A 19,026-nucleotide genomic window follows, 5' to 3' on the forward strand; every position below is an offset into this window, starting at 1 on the left:
CCCGCCGTCGAGCGTCTGCCGCTGTCCGCCTGCCGCCGTTGTGCCTCGCCCGCCGCCGGTCCCTGCCCTGTCCTTCACCCCAAACTAGTGCGACCGGCCGACAACGCACGCCTGTTTGCCGCAAGTGCGGCCTTCACGCAGGAGCGGATGGTAAGGAAAGCGTCATAACCGGCTCAAGGGGTTTCGGCCAGGCCCCCTGGGGCAGGCGCCCGTCCGTGACGACGATCGAGGCCCACGAGAACGACCGCGGCGGATGGACGGTGCTGAGTCTGCGCGGCGAGCTGGATCTGGTGACCTCGCCGCTGATACGGCGGCGGGTGCACGACGCCGTCGCCGCCGGGCGGCACGATCTCGTCGTCGACCTGTCCGGGGTGCTGTTCTGCGACTCCAGCGGCATCGGCGTGCTGGTCGGCGCCCGTCGGCTGCTGCGTTCCTGCGGCGGGCGGCTGCGGCTGGTCCTGCCCGAGGCGGAGGAGGGCCAGGGGCACGTGACCCGGGTCTTCGCCGCGCTCGGCGTGACCCGCCTCTTCGAGGTGTACGAGGACGTGCAGGGGGCCCTCGCGGGCGAGGGGACCACCACCGTGCCGATCCCGGAACCCCGGTTCAAGCACGTCCCGCCGCCCCCGGCGGACCCGCTTCCTCCGCAGGCCGCTCCCGGTCTGCTGCCCCGAACCTCTCCCTGAGCCTGTACTTCAGGACCTTCCGCAGCGTCTCGTTGCGCGGCAGGGCGTCGACGACCTCCAGCTGCTCCGGCAGCTTGTGGACGGAGAGCCCGGCCGCGCGGAGGAAGGCGGTGAGCTCCGGCAGGGTCAGCGGCGGGGCGCCCGCGGGCTGTTCGACGACGGCGCAGACCCGCTCGCCGCGGGCGGCGTCCGGGAGGCCGATGACGGCGGCGTCGCCGACGGCGGGGTGCTCGTGGAGCAGGTCCTCGATCTCCTTGGCGGAGATGTTCTCGCCCTTGCGGATGATGATGTCCTTGATCCGCCCGGTCAGGACGAGGTGGCCGCTCGGCGTCAGGTGCCCGACGTCGCCGGTGACGAGGAAGCCGTCCTCGTCGAAGGCGGCGGCGGTCTGCGCCGGGTCGAGGTAGCCGGTGCAGACGGCCTCGCCGCGGAGCCGTATCTCGCCGGACGGGGTGATCCGGACCTCCATGGCCGCGGGCGGCCGGCCCTCGGTGGTGGCGAGGTTCTCGGTGGTGTCCTCGGGGTCGCCCATGGTGATCATGGGGACCTCGGTCATGCCGTAGCCGTGGGTGAGCTGGCAGCCCAGCTCCTTGCGCACCGCGTGGTAGACCTCGGGCGGCTTGGGCGCGCCGCCGCCCGCGAGCAGCCGCAGGGTGGGGATGACGGGTTCGCCGGGGTTCTTGCGCTGTTCGGCGAGGAACATCGAGTAGAAGGCGGTGGAGCCGCCGGCGACGGTGACGCCGTGGCGGCGGTACTCGGCCAGCGAGCCGGGCAGCGCGAACTGTTCGAGCATCACGGCGGGGAAGCCGTACAGCAGGAGCATCACGGTGTAGTCGGGGCCGGCGATGTGGGCGTACGGGAAGGCCATCGAGCCGACGTCGGCGGCGGTGAGCCGCAGCGCGTGGGCGAGGCAGGCGCCGCCGGCGAGCAGTGAGCGGTCGGTGTGCAGCACGCCCTTGGGGTCCGAGGTGGTGCCGGAGGTCCAGTAGATCCAGCGGACGTCGGTGCCGGAGGCGGGCGGCGGGGGGAGGACGGCCGGGTCGCCGTCGGGGAGGTCCTCGAAGGAGTACGCCTCGAAGACGCCGGGCGCGCCGAGCCGGCGGGCCATGGCGGTGTGGTCGAAGCCGCGCCAGACGCCGGGGACGGCGAAGTGCTCGGCCCGGGACTCGCGCAGGGCGAAGCCGACCTCCTTGTCCCGGTAGAAGGGGATGACGGGGGTCTGGACGGCGCCGAGGCGGGCGAGCGCGAAGGAGAGGACGGCGGTCTCCAGGCGGGTGGGCAGCTGCCAGGCGACGACGGTGCCGGGCCGTACGCCCCTGTCGTGGAGCCCGGCGGCGCAGCGCTCGGCCCGGTCGCGCAGGGCGCCGAAGGTGAGGACGCGGTCGCCCTGGAGGAGGACGGGCCGGTCGGGGGTGAGGGCGGCGCGGCGCTCGACGAGTTCCCAGAGCGTGCGGGACTCGCCCAGCGCCAGGGCCTGGGCGGTTTCGGTCGCGGTCACCGGAGCCTCCATTCCGTGCGTTCCCGGGGCGCTTGCATCTGACGGCACGTCAGTTCGTGCGGAGAGCGTAAGGGGACGGTCCTTGTCGGTCCAGACCCCCGGGGTTAGCCTTGCCTCATCGAGATCTGACGCTCCATCAGATTACTGGAGGGCTTCCATGACCGACCTGCCCCGCATCATCAGCGTCGACGACCACGTGATCGAGCCCGCCCACCTCTTCGACACCTGGCTGCCCGCGAAATACCGGGAGCGCGGGCCCCAGGCGGTCACCGCGGGGATCGGGGAGCTCGCCTACGTCGGCGGGAAGTACCAGATCACGATGGACCCGGACGGGCCGCCGACCGACTGGTGGATCTACGAGGACCTCAAGTTCCCGTACAAGCGGAACATCGCCGCCGTCGGCTTCGACCGGGACGACATGACCCTGGAGGGGATCACCCGCGAGGAGATGCGGCGCGGCTGCTGGGACCCGAAGGCCCGCCTCGCCGACATGGACCTCAACCACGTCGAGGCGAGCCTCTGCTTCCCCACCTTCCCGCGCTTCTGCGGGCAGACCTTCGCCGAGGCGCACGACAAGGAGGTCGCCCTCGCGTGCGTGCGCGCCTACAACGACTGGATGGTCGAGGAGTGGTGCGGCGACAGCGGCGGCCGGCTCATCCCGCTGTGCATCATCCCGCTCTGGGACATCGACCTCGCCGTCGCCGAGATCCGGCGGAACGCGGCCCGGGGCGTCAAGGCCGTCACCTTCTCCGAGATCCCCACCCACCTCGGACTGCCGTCGATCCACTCCGGCCACTGGGACCCGTTCTTCGCCGTCTGCCAGGAGACCGGGACGGTGGTGAACATGCACATCGGCTCCAGCAGCCAGATGCCCGCCGCCTCCCCCGACGCCCCGCCCGCCGTCCAGGCCAGCCTCAGCTTCAACAACGCGATGGCCTCGATGATGGACTTCCTCTTCTCCGGGGTCCTCGTCAAGTTCCCCCGCCTCAAGCTCGCCTACAGCGAGGGCCAGATGGGGTGGATCCCCTACGCCCTGGAGCGCGCCGACGACGTCTGGGAGGAGCACCGCGCGTGGGGCGGGGTCCGCGACCTCATCCCCGAGCCGCCGTCCACGTACTACTACCGGCAGATCTTCTGCTGCTTCTTCCGCGACAAGCACGGCATCGCCTCGCTCGACGTCGTCGGCCGCGACAACGCCACCTTCGAGACCGACTACCCGCACGTCGACTCCACCTTCCCGCACACCAAGGAGGTCGCCCTCGACCACGTGCGGGGCCTCGACGACGAGACGGTCTACAAGCTGATGCGCGGCAACGCCATCCGCATGCTCGGCCTCGGCATCGTCTGATGGACCTCTCCTACACGGACGAGGAGGAGGAGTTCCGGGCCGGGCTGCGGACCTGGCTCGCCACCGCACTGCCCGGCCTGCCGCCCCGGCCCGACCCGCTGGACTGGCCGGGCCGCAGGGCGTACGACTGCGGCTGGCAGCGGCGGCTCTACGACGCCGGGTACGGGCACGTGCACTGGGACGCCTCGCCGACCCAGCGGCTCATCTTCCTGGAGGAGACCGAACGCGCCGGCGCGCCCTACGTCGGCGCCAACTTCGTCGGCCTCCTCCATGCCGGGCCCACCGTCGCCGCCGAGGGCACCGAGGAGCAGCGGGCCCGCTGGCTGGAGCCGGTGCTGCGCGGCGACGAGGTCTGGTGCCAGGGCTTCAGCGAGCCCGACGCCGGCTCCGACCTGGCCGGGCTGCGGACCAGGGCCGTACGGGACGGGGACGCGTACGTCGTCACCGGGCAGAAGATCTGGACCTCCCACGCCGAGGTCGCCGACTGGTGCGAACTCCTCGTGCGCACCGACCCGGACGCCCCCCGGCACCGGGGCATCAGCTGGCTCGCGCTGCCCATGGACGCGCCCGGGGTGACGGTACGGCCGCTGCGGACGCTCGCCGGGTCCACCGAGTTCGCGGAGCTCTTCCTCGACGAGGTGCGGGTGCCGGTCGCGAACCGGGTCGGGGAGGAGAACGACGGCTGGCGGGTCACCATGGTGACGCTCTCCTTCGAGCGCGGCACCGCCTTCGTCGGCGAGGTCGTCGCCTGCCGCCGCCTCCTCGGCGAACTCGCCCGCACGGCCCGGGAGAACGGCCGCTGGGACGATCCGGCGCTGCGCCGCAGGATCGGCGGGCTCGCCGCCGGGTTCCAGGCCCTGTGGCGGCTCACCCAGCGGAACGTCAGCGAGGCGCAGGCCACCGGAGGCGTCCCCGGCGTCGGCGGCTCCGTCTTCAAGCTGCACTACTCGCACGCCCGCCAGGAGCTGTACGACACCGCCGCCGAGGTCCTCGGCCCCGACGCGCTCGACCTCGACCGGGAGTGGAACCTCGACCGGCTCTCCTCCCTCTCGTACACGATCGCCGCCGGCACCAGCCAGATCCAGCGCAACATCGTCGCCGAGCGGATCCTCGGCCTGCCGAAGGGACGGTGAGCCGGACCGTGGACTTCCGACTGAGCCAGGACCAGACGGACCTCCGGCGAGGGGTACGGGAGCTGCTCGCGGGCCGCTTCGGACGGGACGCGCTGCGGGCGGCCGTCGACGGCGGCGGGGCGCTCGACCGGGGGCTGTGGAAGGAGCTGGGCGAGGCGGGGTTCTTCGCGCTGCGGCTGCCGGAGGCGGAGGGCGGGGTCGGGCTCGGACTGCCGGAGGCGGTGCTCGTGTTCGAGGAGGCGGGACGGGCGCTGCTGCCGGGACCGCTGGTGGCCACGCATCTCGCCGCGGGGTCCGTGCCGGGCGCCGCCGAGGGGGCGGTCGTCGTCACGGAGGTCTCGCCCGAGGGGCTCGTCCCCTGGCTGGAGGCCGCCGACGTGGTGCGGGGCGAGGCGGGCGGAGCCGTACCCGTGCGGTCCGTCGATCCGCTGACGCCGCTGCACAGGGTGGCGCGGGCGCGGGGGGCGGTCGTGGGCGGGACGGTGCTGCTGACCGCCGCCGAGCAGGTCGGGACCGCCGCGTGGTGCACCGACGCCGCCGTCGCGTACGCCGGGCAGCGGGAGCAGTTCGGGCAGGTCATCGGCGGCTTCCAGGCGGTGAAGCACCTGTGCGCCGGGATGCTGGTGCGGACCGAGCTGGCGCGGGCCGCCGTGCACGCGGCCGCCGTCACCGCCGACCCGGTCGAGATCGCCGGCGCCAAGCTGCTCGCCGACGAGGCGGCCGTCGCGAACGCCCGGGACTGCCTCCAGGTGCACGGCGGGATGGGCTTCACCTGGGAGGCGGACGTCCATCTGCATCTGAAGCGGGCGTGGGTGCGGGCCGCGCTCGTGCTCCCGGCGGATCGCGCGGCGGAGGAGGTGGCCGCCGCGCTCTGACCGCCCGAACTGGTGACGGAGCGTGTTCGAATCGGCGGGGAGCGTCGATATCGGGTTGTGTCCTTCGGGGGGTCGTCACGGGCCGGAGTCGGCCCTCCGCTCCGGTACTCTCCGTGGGATGCGAGTGCTTGTGAGCCCGGGTCGCGCCCCGCGTTCGACTCCCCGCCGCGTGCGTCGCACAGTATGGACCACGCGTACTCCTTCGCGCTGGAATATGCCCGAAGCGCTTGTTGCAGTGACTGTACGTCAACCATGCTGTCTCACAAGGGAATCACGTTCCGTAAAGGTGTGTCCGCCGGTTCGGATGGTGTGAACGGTGCAGGTGCTTCAGGTTCAGTTGGAGGTCGGGCCGGACCCGGCCGAGGTGGGGCGTGCGCGCAGGTGGGCCCGGAAACGGCTGGCCGGCTCCGGGATAGGGGACGACGAGCCGCTGGCGGAGACGCTGGTGCTGCTCATCTCCGAGCTGGTGACCAACGCGGTCGTGCACACGGGCTGTCCCGCCGTGCTGCGGATGCTCTTCGCGGCGGAGGGCGGGGTGCGGGTCGAGGTCACCGACCGCAGTGACCGGCCGCCCCGCCCCCGGCACGCCGCGGGGGAGGACACCAACGGGCGCGGTCTCGAACTGGTCGACGGCCTCGCCGACCGGTGGGGCTGGCAGCCCGAAGGGGCCGGCAAGCGGATCTGGTGCGAGGTGGACCGCACGCCGGTGGCCCCGGTGTCCGGGGAGGGCTTCGGCTCACCCGGACGGGTGCGCTGTTGACGGTTCGTTCCGTTTTGCCCACTCTAGGGTGAGCGATTCGTGGCGAGGGGAGCCGAGGGCCGTGTGCCCTCGGCATGTGCGGGTCGTGGCCGGGTGGCGGCGGTCCGTGCCGTGCTCGGGGCGCGTGCGAGCGCGCCGCCGCCCGTGCTCTCCTTCACCCCTCCGCCCCTCCTGGAAGCTCAGAAGAGTGCGACCGGCGCCACCGGTGTGCCCGTGCCGCCGACGAAAGGTTCCGGCATCGCGGAGAGCAGGAAGGCGTAGCGGCCTTCTTGTGCACAGGCTGTGGACAACTCTTCGAGATTCCAGTTCTGGCCCTGGAGCATCCCCATCTCGACCAGGTCGAGCGCGTGGACGCCCAGCCAGAGGTCCTCGATCTCCGGCGGGAAGATCTCGAAGGTGAGGGTGTCGTTGGCGACGGCCGCGACGTCCCGCGCGTGGAACCACTCGGGGGTGCGGATCGAGAGCCCGGGGGACGGGAACGCGTACCCGTGCTTGTCCCCGGCCAGGTACAGCTGGATCTGCCCGGTCCGTACGAGGACGAGGTCGCCGGCCCGTACCGTCACCCGCCCGAACTCCGCCGCCTCGTCCAGGTCCTCCGGGGTCACCGCGTGGTCGCCGGGCAGCCGGTCGACGCCCTTCGCCGCCGCCACGTCGAGCAGGACGCCCCGGCCGACGACGTGCCGGGCCGTGTGGATGCCGCTGAAGGCGGCCCGGCCGTGCGGGGTGATGGTGTCGGCGGGGCGACCGTTGTAGATCCGGCCCGAGTGCGAGGCGTGGGTGAGGGCGTCCCAGTGGGTGGCCGCCTGGAGGCCCAGGGTCACGGCGTCGTCGCTGGTGGCGACCGTGCCGGGGCCGAAGAGCTCCTGGTTGACCTGGACCATGACGTGGAGCGGGTTGACCCGGCCGGGGATCATGCCGGTCTGCACGCCGTCCTGTCTGAGGTCGAGCGCGAGGGGCACCCGGCGGCCGGTGCGGACCGTCGCGGCGGCCTCCCGCACGGCCTCGTCGGTGATCAGGTTCAGCGTCCCGATCTCGTCGTCCCGGCCCCAACGGCCCCAGTTGTTCACGCGCTTGGCGATCTCGTGGAAAGCGGCGGGGAGGGACATCGGGGCCTCCGGGGTCTTGTTTTCCGGCATCTGACGACCCATAGAATCTAACGGACCGTCAGAAACTGCGGGAAGGGGCCGGAGATGGGGAACTTCTTGGCGGGCAAGGTCGTCGCCGTGACCGGAGCGGGGCGAGGCATCGGCCGCGCGGTCGCCCTCGCGTGCGCCGCCGAGGGGGCGAAGGTCGTCGTCAACGACTACGGCGTCTCCATCGAGGGCGGCGAGCCGGCCAGCGACGTCGCCGTCGCCGTGGTCAAGGAGATCGAGGCGGCGGGCGGCACCGCCGTCGCGGTCGCGGACGACATCTCCACCATGGCGGGCGGGCAGCGGCTCGTCGACGTGGCCCTCGCCGAGTACGGGCGGATCGACGGGGTCGTGTGCGTGGCGGGCATCCTGCGCGAGCGGATGCTCTTCAACATGACCGAGGAGGAGTGGGACCCGGTCGTCGCCACCCACCTCAAGGGCACCTTCACCGTCTTCCGGGCGGCGGCCGCGGTGATGCGGAAGCAGGGTTCCGGGGCGCTGATCGGCTTCACCAGCGGCAACCACCAGGGCTCCGTCGCCCAGGCCAACTACTCGGCCGCGAAGGGCGGGATCATCTCGCTCGTCCGCAGCGCGGCCCTCGGCCTGCACAAGTACGGCGTCACCGCCAACGCGGTCGCGCCGGTCGCCAGGACCCGGATGTCCGCCAACGTCCCCATGGAGCTCAAGGAGATCGGCGAGCCCGAGGACGTCGCCGCGCTCGTCGTCTACCTGCTCTCCGATCGGGCCCGCGAGGAGCGGATCACCGGGCAGGTCTACACGATCGCCGGACCCAAGATCGCGGTCTGGGCGCAGCCCAGGGAGCTGCGGGCGGGCTACGCGGAGGGCGGCGGCTGGACGCCGGAGCGCATCGCGGACTTCCTGCCCGGCACCGTCGGGACGGACCCGATGCCGATGCTGGCCCGCCTGGAGGAGATGGCCCGCGCCGCGGCGGCGGGGGACCGGCCGAACCAGTAGTCCACGGCGTCGGTCGGCGGCGCCGGTGCAGGGCAGTCGGTCGGCGGCGTCGGTCCACGGCAGTCGGTCCACCGCGGTCGGGCCACGGCAGTCGGTCCCGGCAGTCGGTCCCGGCAGTCAGTCCACGGGCATTCAGGAGAGGGAGGGATCGTCGTGCGCGGTGTGGTGTTCGACGGGAAGAGCGTCGAGGTCGTCACGGACCTGGAGGTGCGGGACCCCGGTCCCGGTGAGGTGCTGGTGGGGATCCGGGCGGCCGGGCTCTGCCACAGCGACCTGTCCGTCATCGACGGGACGATCCCCTTCCCGCCGCCCGTCGTGCTCGGGCACGAGGGCGCCGGGGTCGTCGAGGCGGTCGGGGAGGGGGTGACGCACGTGGCCCCGGGCGACCACGTGGCGCTGTCCACGCTCGCCAACTGCGGCGCGTGCCCCGACTGCGACGCGGGCCGGCCGACGATGTGCCGGAAGGCGATCGGGATGCCGGGGCAGCCGTTCTCCCGGCAGGGCCGGCCGCTCTTCCAGTTCGCCTCCAACTCCTCCTTCGCCGAACGGACGGTCGTGAAGGCCGTGCAGGCGGTGCGGATCCCCGAGGACGTGCCGTTCGCGTCCGCCGCGCTGCTCGGCTGCGGCGTCCTCACCGGTGTCGGAGCCGTACTCAACCGGGCGAAGGTCGCGCGCGGCGACACCGTCGTCGTCATCGGCACCGGCGGGATCGGGCTCAACGTCATCCAGGGCGCGCGGATCGCGGGCGCGCTCACCGTCGTCGCCGTCGACACCAACCCGGCCAAGGAGGAGCCGGCCCGCCGCTTCGGCGCCACCCACTTCCTCGGCTCCGCCGACGGCGTCCGGGAGGTGCTGCCGACCGGCGCCGACCACGTCTTCGAGTGCGTCGGCCACACCGGTCTCGTCCGCACCGCGATCGACCTCCTCGACCGGCACGGCCAGGCGGTGCTGCTCGGCATGACCGCGCCGAAGGCGGAGGCGTCCTTCCCGCCGGCCGCGATGTTCCTCGACAAGTCGATCCTCGGCTGCCGGTACGGCTCCTCCCGCCCGCAGAAGGACATCCCGCTCTACGCGGAGCTGTACCGCACCGGCACCCTCCTCCTCGACGAGCTCGTCACCGCCACCTACCCGGTGGAGGAGTTCGCCCGCGCCCGGGAGGAGGCGGAGGCGGGGAAGGTGGCGCGCGGGGTGCTCGTCTTCTGACGGGACCGCCGGCGGACGGCGGTCACCGCTTCCCGCCGGCCCGGCCTCCCGGCGGTCACGGCGCGGGGAAGCCCGTGCGGAAGGTGCGCCGGTAGGCGGTCGGGGTGACGCCGATGGCGGTCATCAGGTGGACGCGCAGGGACTGGGCGGTGCCGAAGCCGGAGTCCTGGGCCACCCGGTCCACGGGCAGGTCGCTGGTCTCCAGGAGGTGCCGGGCGCGCTCGATCCGCTGCCGGGTGAGCCACTGGCCGGGGCTGACGCCGACCTCGTCGCGGAAGCGGCGGGTGAAGGTGCGGACGCTCATGGCCTCCCGCTCGGCCAGGTCCCGCAGCTGGATCGGCTCGTGGAGGTGGGCCAGCGCCCAGGCGCGGGCGCCGGTCGTGGTGTGGGTGCTGGTGTCCGGGACGGGGCGGGCGATGTACTGGGCCTGGCCGCCGTCCCGGTGCGGCGGGACGACCGTGCGGCGGGCCACCTCGTTGGCGATCGCGGTGCCGTGGTCGCGGCGCACGATGTGCAGGCACAGGTCGAGGCCGGCGGCGACACCCGCCGAGGTGAGCACGTCGCCGTCGTCGACGAAGAGGACGTCGGCGTCGACCCGTACGGTCGGGAAGAGCCGCTGGAAGTGGTCGGCGGACGACCAGTGGGTGGTGGCGGGCCGCCCGTCGAGCCAGCCGGCGGCGGCCAGCACGTACCCGCCCGTGCAGATCGCGACGAGCCGCGTGCCGGGCCGGACGTGCGCGAGGGCGGCGGCCAGCTCGTCGGTGAGCCTGCCCTCCTCGTAGACCGGTCCCAGCTCGTACGAGGCGGGCACGACGACCGTGTCCGCCGTGGCCAGCGCCTCCGGCCCGTGCTCGACGTGGACGGAGAAGTCCGCGTCGGTCGGCACCGGACCCGCGGTCACCGCGCAGGTCACGATCTCGTACAGCGGCCGCCCCCCGGCGTCCACGGCGCGGCCGAAGATCCGGTGCGGGATGCCCAGCTCGAAGGGGAGCAGCCCGGGCAGGGCGAGGACGACGACGCGGTGCGGCGGTCGCGGCACGGGCACTCCCCTCGTAAAAGCAGTGGTGGTCCAGACCACTCGGTGGTACGACTGGCTGTCCGTGACGGACAACACGCATCAGGACGACACGTACAAGTCTGTGGCCGACGCGCTGATTCCCCCGCCGATCGAGCCGCCCGCACTCTGGAACCGTAACTTCCGGCTCTTCTTCACGGCCAGGTCGGCCGCCGTGCTCGGCGAGGGGATGGTCCCCGTCGCCTTCGCCGCGGGACTCCTCGGCGCCGGGAGGCCCGGCTCCACCGTCGGCTACGCGCTCGGCCTGTGGACCGCCGCCTTCGCCGTCTTCGTCCTCTTCGGCGGCGTCCTCGCCGACCGCTTCACCGCCCGCCGCATGATGATCACCGCCGATCTGCTGCGGCTGCCCGGAGCCGCGCTCCTCGCCGTCGCCTTCGCGGTCGGCAGCCCGCCCCTGTGGGCCGTGTACGCGCTCTCCGTCGTCGCGGGCGTCGGCGCCGCCCTCTTCCAGCCGGGCGTCGCCTCGACCATCCCGCGCATCGCCCCCGACGTGCAGCGCGCCAACGCCGTCCTGAGGGTCGCGGAGGCGCTGATGACGATGGCGGGCCCTGCCCTCGCCGGCCTCCTCGTCGCCGCCTGGAACGCGGGCGCGGCCTTCGCCGCCAACGCCGCCACCTTCGCCGTCAGCGCCGTCTGCTTCCTGCTCATGCGGATCCCGGCGAGAGCCCCGTCCGAGGAGCGTGAGCGCGGCTCCTTCGGCGCCGAACTGGCCCTCGGGTGGCGTGAGTTCCGCTCGCGGAGCTGGCTGTGGGGGGTCATCGCGATCTGGACGGTGTACGGGCTGACCGTCGCCGGCCCGATGGTGCCGCTGACCGCGAGCCTGGTCACCGGGGACCACGGCTCGGCCGTGTACGGGGCGCTGATGGCGGCCAACGGCGCCGGCAGCGCCCTCGGCGGGCTCCTCGCCCTCCGCATCCGCCCCCGCCGCCCCCTCGCCTCCGGCGCCGTCGCGCTCCTCGGCCTCCCGGTGAACCTGGTGCTCCTCGGCCTCGGCGCGCCCGTCGCCGTCCTGGCCGCCGGGCAGCTCGTGGCGGGCACCGCCTTCGCGTTCTGGCTCGTCATGTGGTCCACGGCGGTCCAGACGCACGTCCCGCAGGAGGCCCTGAACCGCATGCACGCCTACGACGTGGCCGGATCCCTGCTGATGATGGGCGTCGGCCGGGCGCTCTCCGGGCCGGTCGCCGGGGTGGTCGGCACGGAGGCGGTGCTGCTCGCGGGTGCCGGGATCGCGGTCCTGGTGGTGGGGGCGCTGCTGGCGGTCCGGCCGATCAGGAACCTGCCGCGACTGGCGTAGGGAAGAGGCCGGGGGTGGTGGCCCGATCCGTTGCAAACCTGGCAGTCGGGCCAGTGGTGGGGGGCGGGATCCGGCCAGCATCCTCGATGGCATGGCCCAGACAACGGAGCACCGACCCTCCGCCCCCGCCCCCGCTCCCCGCGCACCACGCCTCCACCGTGCCTGGTCCGTCGCCGCGGTCACCTTCGTCACGATCATCGGCGCCGCCGCGTTCGCCTCCCTCCCGGGCCTGCTCATCGAACCGCTCCACAGCGAGTTCGACTGGTCGCGCGGCACGATCGGCTTCGCCGTCTCCGTCAACCTCGCCCTCTACGGCCTGACCGCCCCCTTCGCCGCCGCCCTGATGGACCGCTTCGGCATCCGCAGGGTGGTCGCCGTCGCCCTCTCCGTCATCGCGCTCGGCTCGCTGCTCACCGTCTGGATGACGGCCGCCTGGCAGCTCGTCCTCTACTGGGGGATCCTCGTCGGCCTCGGCAGCGGCTCAATGGCGCTCGCCTTCGCCGCGACCGTCACCAACCGCTGGTTCACCGCCCGCCGCGGCCTCGTCACCGGCATCCTGACCGCGGCCGGCGCCTCCGGCCAGCTGGTCTTCCTGCCGCTCCTGTCCTGGCTGGTCGAGGACCACGGCTGGCGCCCGGCCGCCGTGACCGTCGCCCTCTCCGCGCTCGCCGTCGTCCCGTTCGTCTGGCTGCTGCTCCGCGACCACCCGGCGGACGTCGGACTGGCCCCGTACGGCGGGGAGTACGCCGAGAAGCCCGCCCCGGTGACGGGCGCGGCCCGCCGCGCGGTGACGGTCCTCCTCAAGGCCGCCCGCACGGGCCCCTTCTGGCTCCTCGCGGGCACCTTCGCGATCTGCGGCGCCTCCACCAACGGCCTGGTGAAGACCCACTTCGTGCCCGCCGCGCACGACCACGGCATGCCGGTCACCGCCGCCGCCGGGCTCCTCGCCGTCATCGGCGTCTTCGACGTCGTCGGCACGATCGCCTCCGGCTGGTTCACCGACCGCTTCGACACCCGGCGCCTGCTCGCCGTCTACTACGCCCTGCGCGGCGTCTCGCTCCTCTTCCTCCCCATGCTCCTGGCCCCCTCCGTCCACCCGCCGATGGTCTTCTTCATCGTCTTCTACGGCCTCGACTGGGTCGCCACGGTCCCGCCCACGATCGCCCTCTGCCGCGAGCACTACGGCGAGGACTCCGCGATCGTCTTCGGCTGGGTCCTCGCCTCCCACCAGGTCGGCGCCGCCGTCGTCGCCTTCGCCGGCGGAGTCGCCCGCGACGTCTTCGGCTCCTACGACCTCGTCTGGTACGCCTCCGGAGCCCTGTGCGCGGCGGCCGCCCTGATGGCCCTCGTCATCCGCCGCCGCCAGGCATGATGGGCGCATGGGGAGTTGGCGGAACAAGCCGTGGCTGCTGTGGGCGGCCCTGATGGTGCCGGCGGCGGCGACGATCGCCGGAATAGGCACGTACACAAGGGTCTTGGGCCCTGAGGACGCGCCGAGGCCGTCGCGGGCGGACCTGGTGGGGCGGTACGAGGACGGGGAGGGGGGTGTGGTGACGCTGAAGGCGGACGGCAAGGTGGTGCTGTCGGGCGTCAAGTACCTGTTCGAGGTGACGAACGCGGACGGTTCCGGATACGGCTTCCCGAAGTGGTGCCATGACCAGGACGCGAGCTGGGCGTTCACCGAGTCCCGTCCGCGCTGGAGTCATGTGGTGAGCATCGGGACCGACTGCGGCGTCGGGATGAACTGGATGCAGTGGGACGTGATCGGCACCCCGTCCGCCCCGGAGATCGTCTACTCGGTGGACGCCCGCCACGACCGCCGCGTCCTCACCCGCCGCTGAACCCCCCGAACCGCCCCCGGTGGAACAGCAGCGGCTCGCCGCCCTCCTCCACCGCCCCCAGTGCCTCCACGCGCCCCACCACGATCAGGTGGTCGCCCCCGGTGTGGACGGCGGTGACCGCGCAGTCGATCCAGGCGGGGACGCCGGCGAGCCGGGGCGCGCCGGTGACGGGCGCGGGGGACCACTCGACGCCCGCGAACTTGTCGGCGCCGCTGACGGCGAACGCCCGGCACAGCGGCCCCTGTCCGGCCCCGAGGACGTTGACGCAGAAGGTCCCGGCGGCGGCGATGCGCGGCCAGGTGGTCGAGGTGCGGGCGACCATGAAGGCCACCAGCGGGGGGTCCAGCGACAGCGAGGCGAAGGACTGGCAGGCGAAGCCGGTCGGGCCGGCGTCGTCGGCCGTCGTGACGAGGGTGACGCCGCTGGCGAAGTGGCCGAGCACGCGCCGGAACTCCGCCGGGTCGACGGGCGCCCTCTCGTCCTCGCGCACGGCCCGCAGGGCGGGCCGGGGGAGGTGTTCGACGGCCGTGGGCGCCCCGGCCGCTCTCAGGTGTCGGACGGCGCTGGCCGCCATCCCCGCGTGTCCCATCATGTGCAGCATTGAAACTGACGCAGCGTCAGATGGGAACACCCGGGGAGGCGGCGGCGCGGTCTATCCGGCGACGGCGCCCGTCGCGCGGGTCCAGGCGTACCCGGAGGTGTGCCCGGTGCGGTGGGCCGTCACCCTGACGGTGATCTTCTGGCCGCGCTGGGCCTTGCCGGGCACGAAAGTGGACTTCGTGGCGCCGCTGACGGCCCGCCCGTTCGCGTACCACTGGTAGGCGTACGAGGTCGGCGAGGGCGTCCAGGTGCCCCGGTTCAGGGTGAGGGTCCGCCCGACCCGGACGGTGCCGGTCAGGTACGGCGCCTTCGTCGCCTTCGGGGCGACCCCGTAGGCGACCGTGACACCGGCCGTGGTGGCGGAGCCGCTGAGGTGCCCGGTGCGGTGCGCGGTGACCGTGACGGTCAGCTTCTTCCCGCGGACGGCGGCGGTCGGCGTGTACGCGGAACCGGTCGCGCCGGAGATCGCGACGCCGTTCGCCCGCCACTGGTAGCCGTACGAGCTCGCGGCCGGCGACCAGCTCCCGACCGAGACCGACACCCTCGCCCCGACCTTCACGGCCCCGGTCATGACCGGGGCCCGGGTGGCCTTCGGGGCGACGCCCTTCACGGCCACGGCCGCGCTGGTCGACGTCAGCGTCGGATGCCCGGCCTTGCGGGCGACCACCGAGACGGACAGCGACTTGCCCTGGAGGGAGGCCGGGACCGTGTACGCGGAGGCCGTGGCCCCCGCGACGGCGACCCCGTTCGCCCTCCACTGGTACGCCAGCGAGTCCACCGGCAGCGACCAGGTCCCCGCCTTCGCCGTCACCTTCCCGCCGACGACGGCGGTCCCGGTGAAGGAGGCGGGGGCGGTGTTACGGAGGGCGGCGACGACCTGCACGGACGGCTTGGAGTACTGCACGCCGAACGCGAACACGCTGACGCTCAGCGAACCGATCGGCGCCCTCGTCAGGTCCAGCGCCACCGTCATGCTGCGCCGGTCCGGCGCGACGGCGAGCGTGGTCGACTCGGCCCGGAAGGAACCGTTCGTCACGACGACCTTCGCGGACGAGTGCAGCGCGGAGCCGGTGACGGTCATCGAGATCTTCCCGCGGCCGACGGTGGCGGGGCCGACGGCCTTGAGGTCGCGCTCGTCAGTGCCGCAGACGGCGTCGGAGCAGGTGAACTGGGCCTTGACCGGCATCGACGCCTGCGCGGGCCCATCCGGCAGGACCATCAGGAGCGTGCTCCTCCTGGCCGTCTTCGTGCTGCCCTCCCGCGTCATCGCGCACCAGTAGAGCTCGCCCCGATCCGAGTACGTGCCGCCGCACAGGTCCACCTTCCCGTCCCACGGGTAGAGCACCGGGCGTGGCATGGTCTCGAAGGTGCCCGCTGGGCTCATCGCTACGTCGAAGCGGTCGCCGGTGGCCGTCGGCAGAGACCAGCAGAGCGAGGCGCGCTGCTCGGTCAGGGTGCCGGTGAGGGGGCCGAAGCCGTAGCTGACGTTCGCCACCTTCGCGCACTCCGGGGCGGGCCCAGCGAGCGTGCCGATGCGCACGGCGTCGATCCGGTAGGCGACCGGCGAGCCGGCGGTCAACGGCATGTCGATCAGCATCTGGTAGGCGGTGGAGCCGGTGGCTACGCAGCCGTCGTCCCAGTATCCGCAGACGACCTCGCCCCGGGCGTCCAGGACGATGAACGAGGTCCTGTTCCCGGCTTTCCGGACGTTCAGGTGCAGCGTGTCCCCGGCCGAGGCCGTCCGGATCTGGTGGCACACGGTCGCGCCGGAGGCCCCCGTACCCGCGGCGGAGGGACCGCCGACGGCGACGGCCGGCGTGGCGACGCAGCCGCGGGCGGTGCCCGTGACGTCCCGTCGGGTCAGGCCGGTCTCCGCGGGCACGTCGCTGCCCTGGACGAGGACCGTGTGCGCGAGCCCCGGGGTGAGGTCGCAGAGGCTGCTGGAGACGTAGACGTCGTACGTCTCCAGCTTGCACGCGACGCGGCCGTGCGCGTCCACGACGACCGCTTCCGCCCGGGTGGCCCTCGTGATCTCGATGAGCTCCAGGGCCGAGTGGGCGGCGGCGGGGATGGTCAGACAGCCGCCGAAGACGCCGCCACCCGTGCGCACGACCGACCGGGGCGGGGCGGCGGCGAAGGTGCCGGCCGTGAACTCGGGGCAGGAGACGGCCGCGTCCGTGCGGTGGACGACGAGGCCGTAGCCGTCGCCCCCCTCGGTGGTGTCCCCGTCGGCGACGATCAGCCGGAACGGGGCGGTGCCGGTGAGCACGCAGCCGCCCTCCGGGAGACCGTCGGAGAAGCTGCACCGCTGGGCGCCGGTCGCGTCGTGGACGGTGAGGGCGGTGGTGCGGTCCGAGAGGACGGCGAGGTGCGCGCCCTGCGGCAGCGGCAGGGTCAGGCAGTCGATCTCGCCGGGGGCGGAGAACGTGCCCCGCAGGGTGGTTCCGACGGTCACACCGTCGGCGCATCCCTCGGCGGAGGTGCGGCTGAGGATCTGGACCGCTTCGTCGGTGAGGACGGTGTAGGCCGTGCCCGCCGTCAGCGCGCAGGGCTGGTCGTAGCTCCGGCAGGCGTAGGTGCCGTCCTTCGCGTACACGTGCACGGTGCCGCGGTTGCCGTCCTCGTCCACCGCCCGCACGTCGTGGAGGCCGGACACGGTGGGCGTGAAGGTCTTGCAGCCGGTCGCAGCGCCGGACCGGTCCGGCGCGGTGCCGTAGACGGTCGGGGCGACGGTGGCGCAGCCCGCCGGATCCGACAGGCGGCGGACCTCCAGGGAGTACGGAGCGGCCGGTGAGCCGTCCTCCTGGTGGCCGACGACCGCGTGGACGCGGTAGCCGGACGTGCCCTCGGGCAGGACGCAGCCTTCGGAGCCGTCCTGGTTGCGCTCCGTGCAGAGGCGTCTGCCGGTGGCGTCGGAGATCCACGCGAAGGAGTCGCCGTAGGTCTCGCGCCGGAGCTTCTGCGTGATCCGCTCGCCCGGGGCCGCGGTGAAGGAGTGGCAGACGACCCCGAGCGGGCCGACGCCCGTGCCGGTGACGGGCGCCGTGTCGTACCCGGTGCCGGGGACGGCGGGGCAGGGGCCGGCGGCCGTGGCCATCAGCGGGACGAGCGCGACCCGGTTCTCGGCGCTCTGCCAGTCGGTGTTGGGGAGCTTGAGGGTGTACCGACCGGCGGCCAGGTCGCACCAGGCGTCCTTGTACCGCGAGTCGTCGCACGTGACCCGGTCCTCACCGGCGTACAGCCCCGGATAGGTGTCGTGGCTGCCGTCGATGAGGATCCGGTGCGTGCCGGGTGTCTCGACGGTGACGGTGAAGCAGGCGGTGGTGCCGGGCTCGATGGTGACCTGCCTGACCGCGTCGCCCGGGTCGCCCAGCGGGGCGAGCGGCAGCGCGGGGCACGGCTCGGCCGTGTCGGTGGGCGTCGGCGTGGGTTCGGGTGCCGGATCCTCCGCCGGGGCCTGCGGGGCCTGCGGGGCCTCGGTGGCCGGGGCCTCAGCCGACGGGATCTCGGCGGCCGGGGTCGGGGCGGTCGAGGGTGCCGTGGGCGCGGTCGGCGCGGTCGGCGGCTGGTCGGCCGCGTAGGCCGCCGGCAGGGCCGGGGCCAGGAGGGCCGTCAGCAGGGCGGGGACCAGGAAGAGGGCTCTTCGGGATCTTCCGGATCTTCCGGAACGTGCGCGGGGGTGCGCGGGGTGAGACATCGTGATTTCCCCCCCGGGAAATGTGAACGGCATATGCACTCCATATGCGCGGACACACTGTAAGGGCGGCCCCCGACAAGCCCACACCCGCCCACACCCGCTACCGCCCCTCGAACCCCGCCTCCCGCCGCTCCACGAACGCCGCCACCCCCTCCTGCGCGTCACGGGTCGTCATGTTCAGTTCCTGGGCCGTCGCCTCCGCCGCGAAAGCGGTCGCGCGGTCCGTGTCCAGGGAGGCGTTGACCAGCTGTTTGGTGAGCGCGAGGGCGCGGGTGGGGCCCTGGGCGAGGCGTTCCGCCCAGGCGCGGGCCGTCTTGTCCAGGTCCTCCGCCGGGACCACCCGGTTGACCAGGCCCATCGCGCACGCCTCCGCCGCCGGCACCGCGTCCCCGAAGAACAGCAGCTCCTTCGCCCGCCGCGGCCCGATCAGCCGCGGCAGCAGGTACGCCCCGCCGCCGTCGGGGACGAGGCCGCGCCGGGCGAAGACCTCGACGAAGCGGGCGGACTCGGCCGCGAGGACCAGATCGCAGGCGAAGGCCAGGTGCGCGCCGATCCCCGCCGCCGTACCGTTCACCGCCGCGATCACCGGCTTCTCGCAGTCCATGACGGCGGCGATGAACCGCTGCGCGCCCTGCCGGATCATGCGGGAGACGTCCCCGACGACCCGCTCGCCCCCGGCCGGAGGCCCCCCGCGCAGGTCCGCGCCGGCGCAGAAGCCCCGGCCGGTGGCGGTCACCACCACGGCCCGTACGGACGGGTCGGCGGAGGCGTCCGCGAGCAGGGCGATGATCCGCTCCCGCTGGTCCCAGGTGACCGCGTTCATCGCCTCGGGGCGGTTGAGCGTGATCCACGCGACGCCGTTCTCGACGGAGTGCAGGACGTCGGGCTCAGGTACGTCGGATGCGTCGGATGCG

General features: G+C 73.4%; 16 protein-coding genes. 10 read left to right on the top strand and 6 right to left on the bottom strand.

All coding sequences use genetic code 11. From position 1 onward, the window contains the following. Nucleotides 1–215: 215 nt before the first annotated feature. Nucleotides 216–683 (top strand): STAS domain-containing protein, encoded by a 468-nt coding sequence (locus ACFYT9_RS08070; RefSeq protein ID WP_376595603.1) that lies wholly within the window; start codon nt 216–218, stop codon nt 681–683. Here ACFYT9_RS08070 and ACFYT9_RS08075 read toward each other — a convergent pair. After that, entirely contained in the window at nt 604–2,181 is a 1,578-nt protein-coding gene (locus tag ACFYT9_RS08075; protein WP_389161738.1) for a class I adenylate-forming enzyme family protein, read from the bottom strand. The genes ACFYT9_RS08070 and ACFYT9_RS08075 overlap by 80 nt on opposite strands. Before the next feature lie 157 nt (nt 2,182–2,338). Here ACFYT9_RS08075 and ACFYT9_RS08080 point away from each other — a divergent pair, with 157 nt between their 5' ends. The 4 genes from ACFYT9_RS08080 to ACFYT9_RS08095 all read left to right on the top strand — a co-directional run bounded on the left by ACFYT9_RS08080 (nt 2,339) and on the right by ACFYT9_RS08095 (nt 6,297). Further along, complete coding sequence (locus ACFYT9_RS08080; RefSeq protein ID WP_389161740.1) at nt 2,339–3,529, top strand: amidohydrolase family protein; 1,191 nt, start codon at nt 2,339–2,341, stop codon at nt 3,527–3,529. After that, entirely contained in the window at nt 3,529–4,662 is a 1,134-nt protein-coding gene (locus ACFYT9_RS08085) for an acyl-CoA dehydrogenase family protein (RefSeq protein WP_387271593.1), read from the top strand. Before ACFYT9_RS08080 ends, ACFYT9_RS08085 begins: the two co-directional genes overlap by 1 nt. 8 nt (nt 4,663–4,670) lie before the next feature. After that, on the top strand, nt 4,671–5,537 hold the full coding sequence (locus ACFYT9_RS08090; RefSeq protein WP_389161742.1) for an acyl-CoA dehydrogenase family protein: 867 nt from the start codon (nt 4,671–4,673) through the stop codon (nt 5,535–5,537). 316 nt (nt 5,538–5,853) lie between these two features. After that, nucleotides 5,854–6,297, top strand: a complete 444-nt coding sequence (locus tag ACFYT9_RS08095; protein WP_387271597.1) for an ATP-binding protein — start codon at nt 5,854–5,856, stop codon at nt 6,295–6,297. Between the two features lie 179 nt (nt 6,298–6,476). Here ACFYT9_RS08095 and ACFYT9_RS08100 read toward each other — a convergent pair whose 3' ends face one another. Continuing rightward, a complete protein-coding gene (locus tag ACFYT9_RS08100; protein WP_389162105.1) occupies nt 6,477–7,403 on the bottom strand; it encodes a cyclase family protein in 927 nt (308 codons plus the stop codon). 84 nt (nt 7,404–7,487) lie between these two features. On the opposite strand from ACFYT9_RS08100, the gene ACFYT9_RS08105 reads away from it, so the two are divergent. Beyond that, nucleotides 7,488–8,402: an SDR family oxidoreductase gene (locus ACFYT9_RS08105; RefSeq protein ID WP_389161744.1), complete on the top strand. Its 915-nt coding sequence runs from the start codon at nt 7,488–7,490 to the stop codon at nt 8,400–8,402. 153 nt (nt 8,403–8,555) lie between these two features. After that, nucleotides 8,556–9,605: a Zn-dependent alcohol dehydrogenase gene (locus tag ACFYT9_RS08110; RefSeq protein WP_387271601.1), complete on the top strand. Its 1,050-nt coding sequence runs from the start codon at nt 8,556–8,558 to the stop codon at nt 9,603–9,605. Between the two features lie 55 nt (nt 9,606–9,660). On the opposite strand, the gene ACFYT9_RS08115 is transcribed toward ACFYT9_RS08110, so the two are convergent. Continuing rightward, the gene (locus ACFYT9_RS08115) at nt 9,661–10,650 is read right to left on the bottom strand and encodes a GlxA family transcriptional regulator (protein WP_389161746.1); all 990 of its coding nucleotides are present in this window, start codon (nt 10,648–10,650) and stop codon (nt 9,661–9,663) included. Nucleotides 10,651–10,744: 94 nt separating this feature from the next. On the opposite strand from ACFYT9_RS08115, the gene ACFYT9_RS08120 reads away from it, so the two are divergent. The 3 genes from ACFYT9_RS08120 (at nt 10,745) to ACFYT9_RS08130 (ending at nt 13,815) form a co-directional block, all read left to right on the top strand. Next, nucleotides 10,745–11,974, top strand: a complete 1,230-nt coding sequence (locus ACFYT9_RS08120; protein WP_389162107.1) for an MFS transporter — start codon at nt 10,745–10,747, stop codon at nt 11,972–11,974. Between the two features lie 91 nt (nt 11,975–12,065). Then, complete coding sequence (locus ACFYT9_RS08125) at nt 12,066–13,346, top strand: MFS transporter (protein WP_389161748.1); 1,281 nt, start codon at nt 12,066–12,068, stop codon at nt 13,344–13,346. Nucleotides 13,347–13,353: 7 nt separating this feature from the next. Further along, a complete protein-coding gene (locus tag ACFYT9_RS08130; RefSeq protein ID WP_389161750.1) occupies nt 13,354–13,815 on the top strand; it encodes a hypothetical protein in 462 nt (153 codons plus the stop codon). On the opposite strand, the gene ACFYT9_RS08135 is transcribed toward ACFYT9_RS08130, so the two are convergent. From ACFYT9_RS08135 to ACFYT9_RS08145, 3 genes are all read right to left on the bottom strand, one after another. After that, nucleotides 13,802–14,416 carry a flavin reductase family protein gene (locus tag ACFYT9_RS08135; protein ID WP_389161752.1) on the bottom strand — a complete coding sequence of 205 codons (615 nt, stop codon included), beginning with the start codon at nt 14,414–14,416 and terminating at the stop codon, nt 13,802–13,804. The two genes, ACFYT9_RS08130 and ACFYT9_RS08135, sit on opposite strands and share 14 nt — an antisense overlap. A gap of 51 nt (nt 14,417–14,467) precedes the next feature. After that, entirely contained in the window at nt 14,468–18,112 is a 3,645-nt protein-coding gene (locus ACFYT9_RS08140; RefSeq protein ID WP_389161754.1) for a hypothetical protein, read from the bottom strand. Between the two features lie 100 nt (nt 18,113–18,212). Then, nucleotides 18,213–18,935 (bottom strand): enoyl-CoA hydratase/isomerase family protein, encoded by a 723-nt coding sequence (locus tag ACFYT9_RS08145; protein ID WP_389162108.1) that lies wholly within the window; start codon nt 18,933–18,935, stop codon nt 18,213–18,215. Between the last annotated feature and the right edge of the window lie 91 nt (nt 18,936–19,026).

Origin of the sequence: Streptomyces sp. NPDC004435, assembly GCF_042873895.1 — a bacterium.
Lineage (GTDB): Bacteria > Actinomycetota > Actinomycetes > Streptomycetales > Streptomycetaceae > Streptomyces.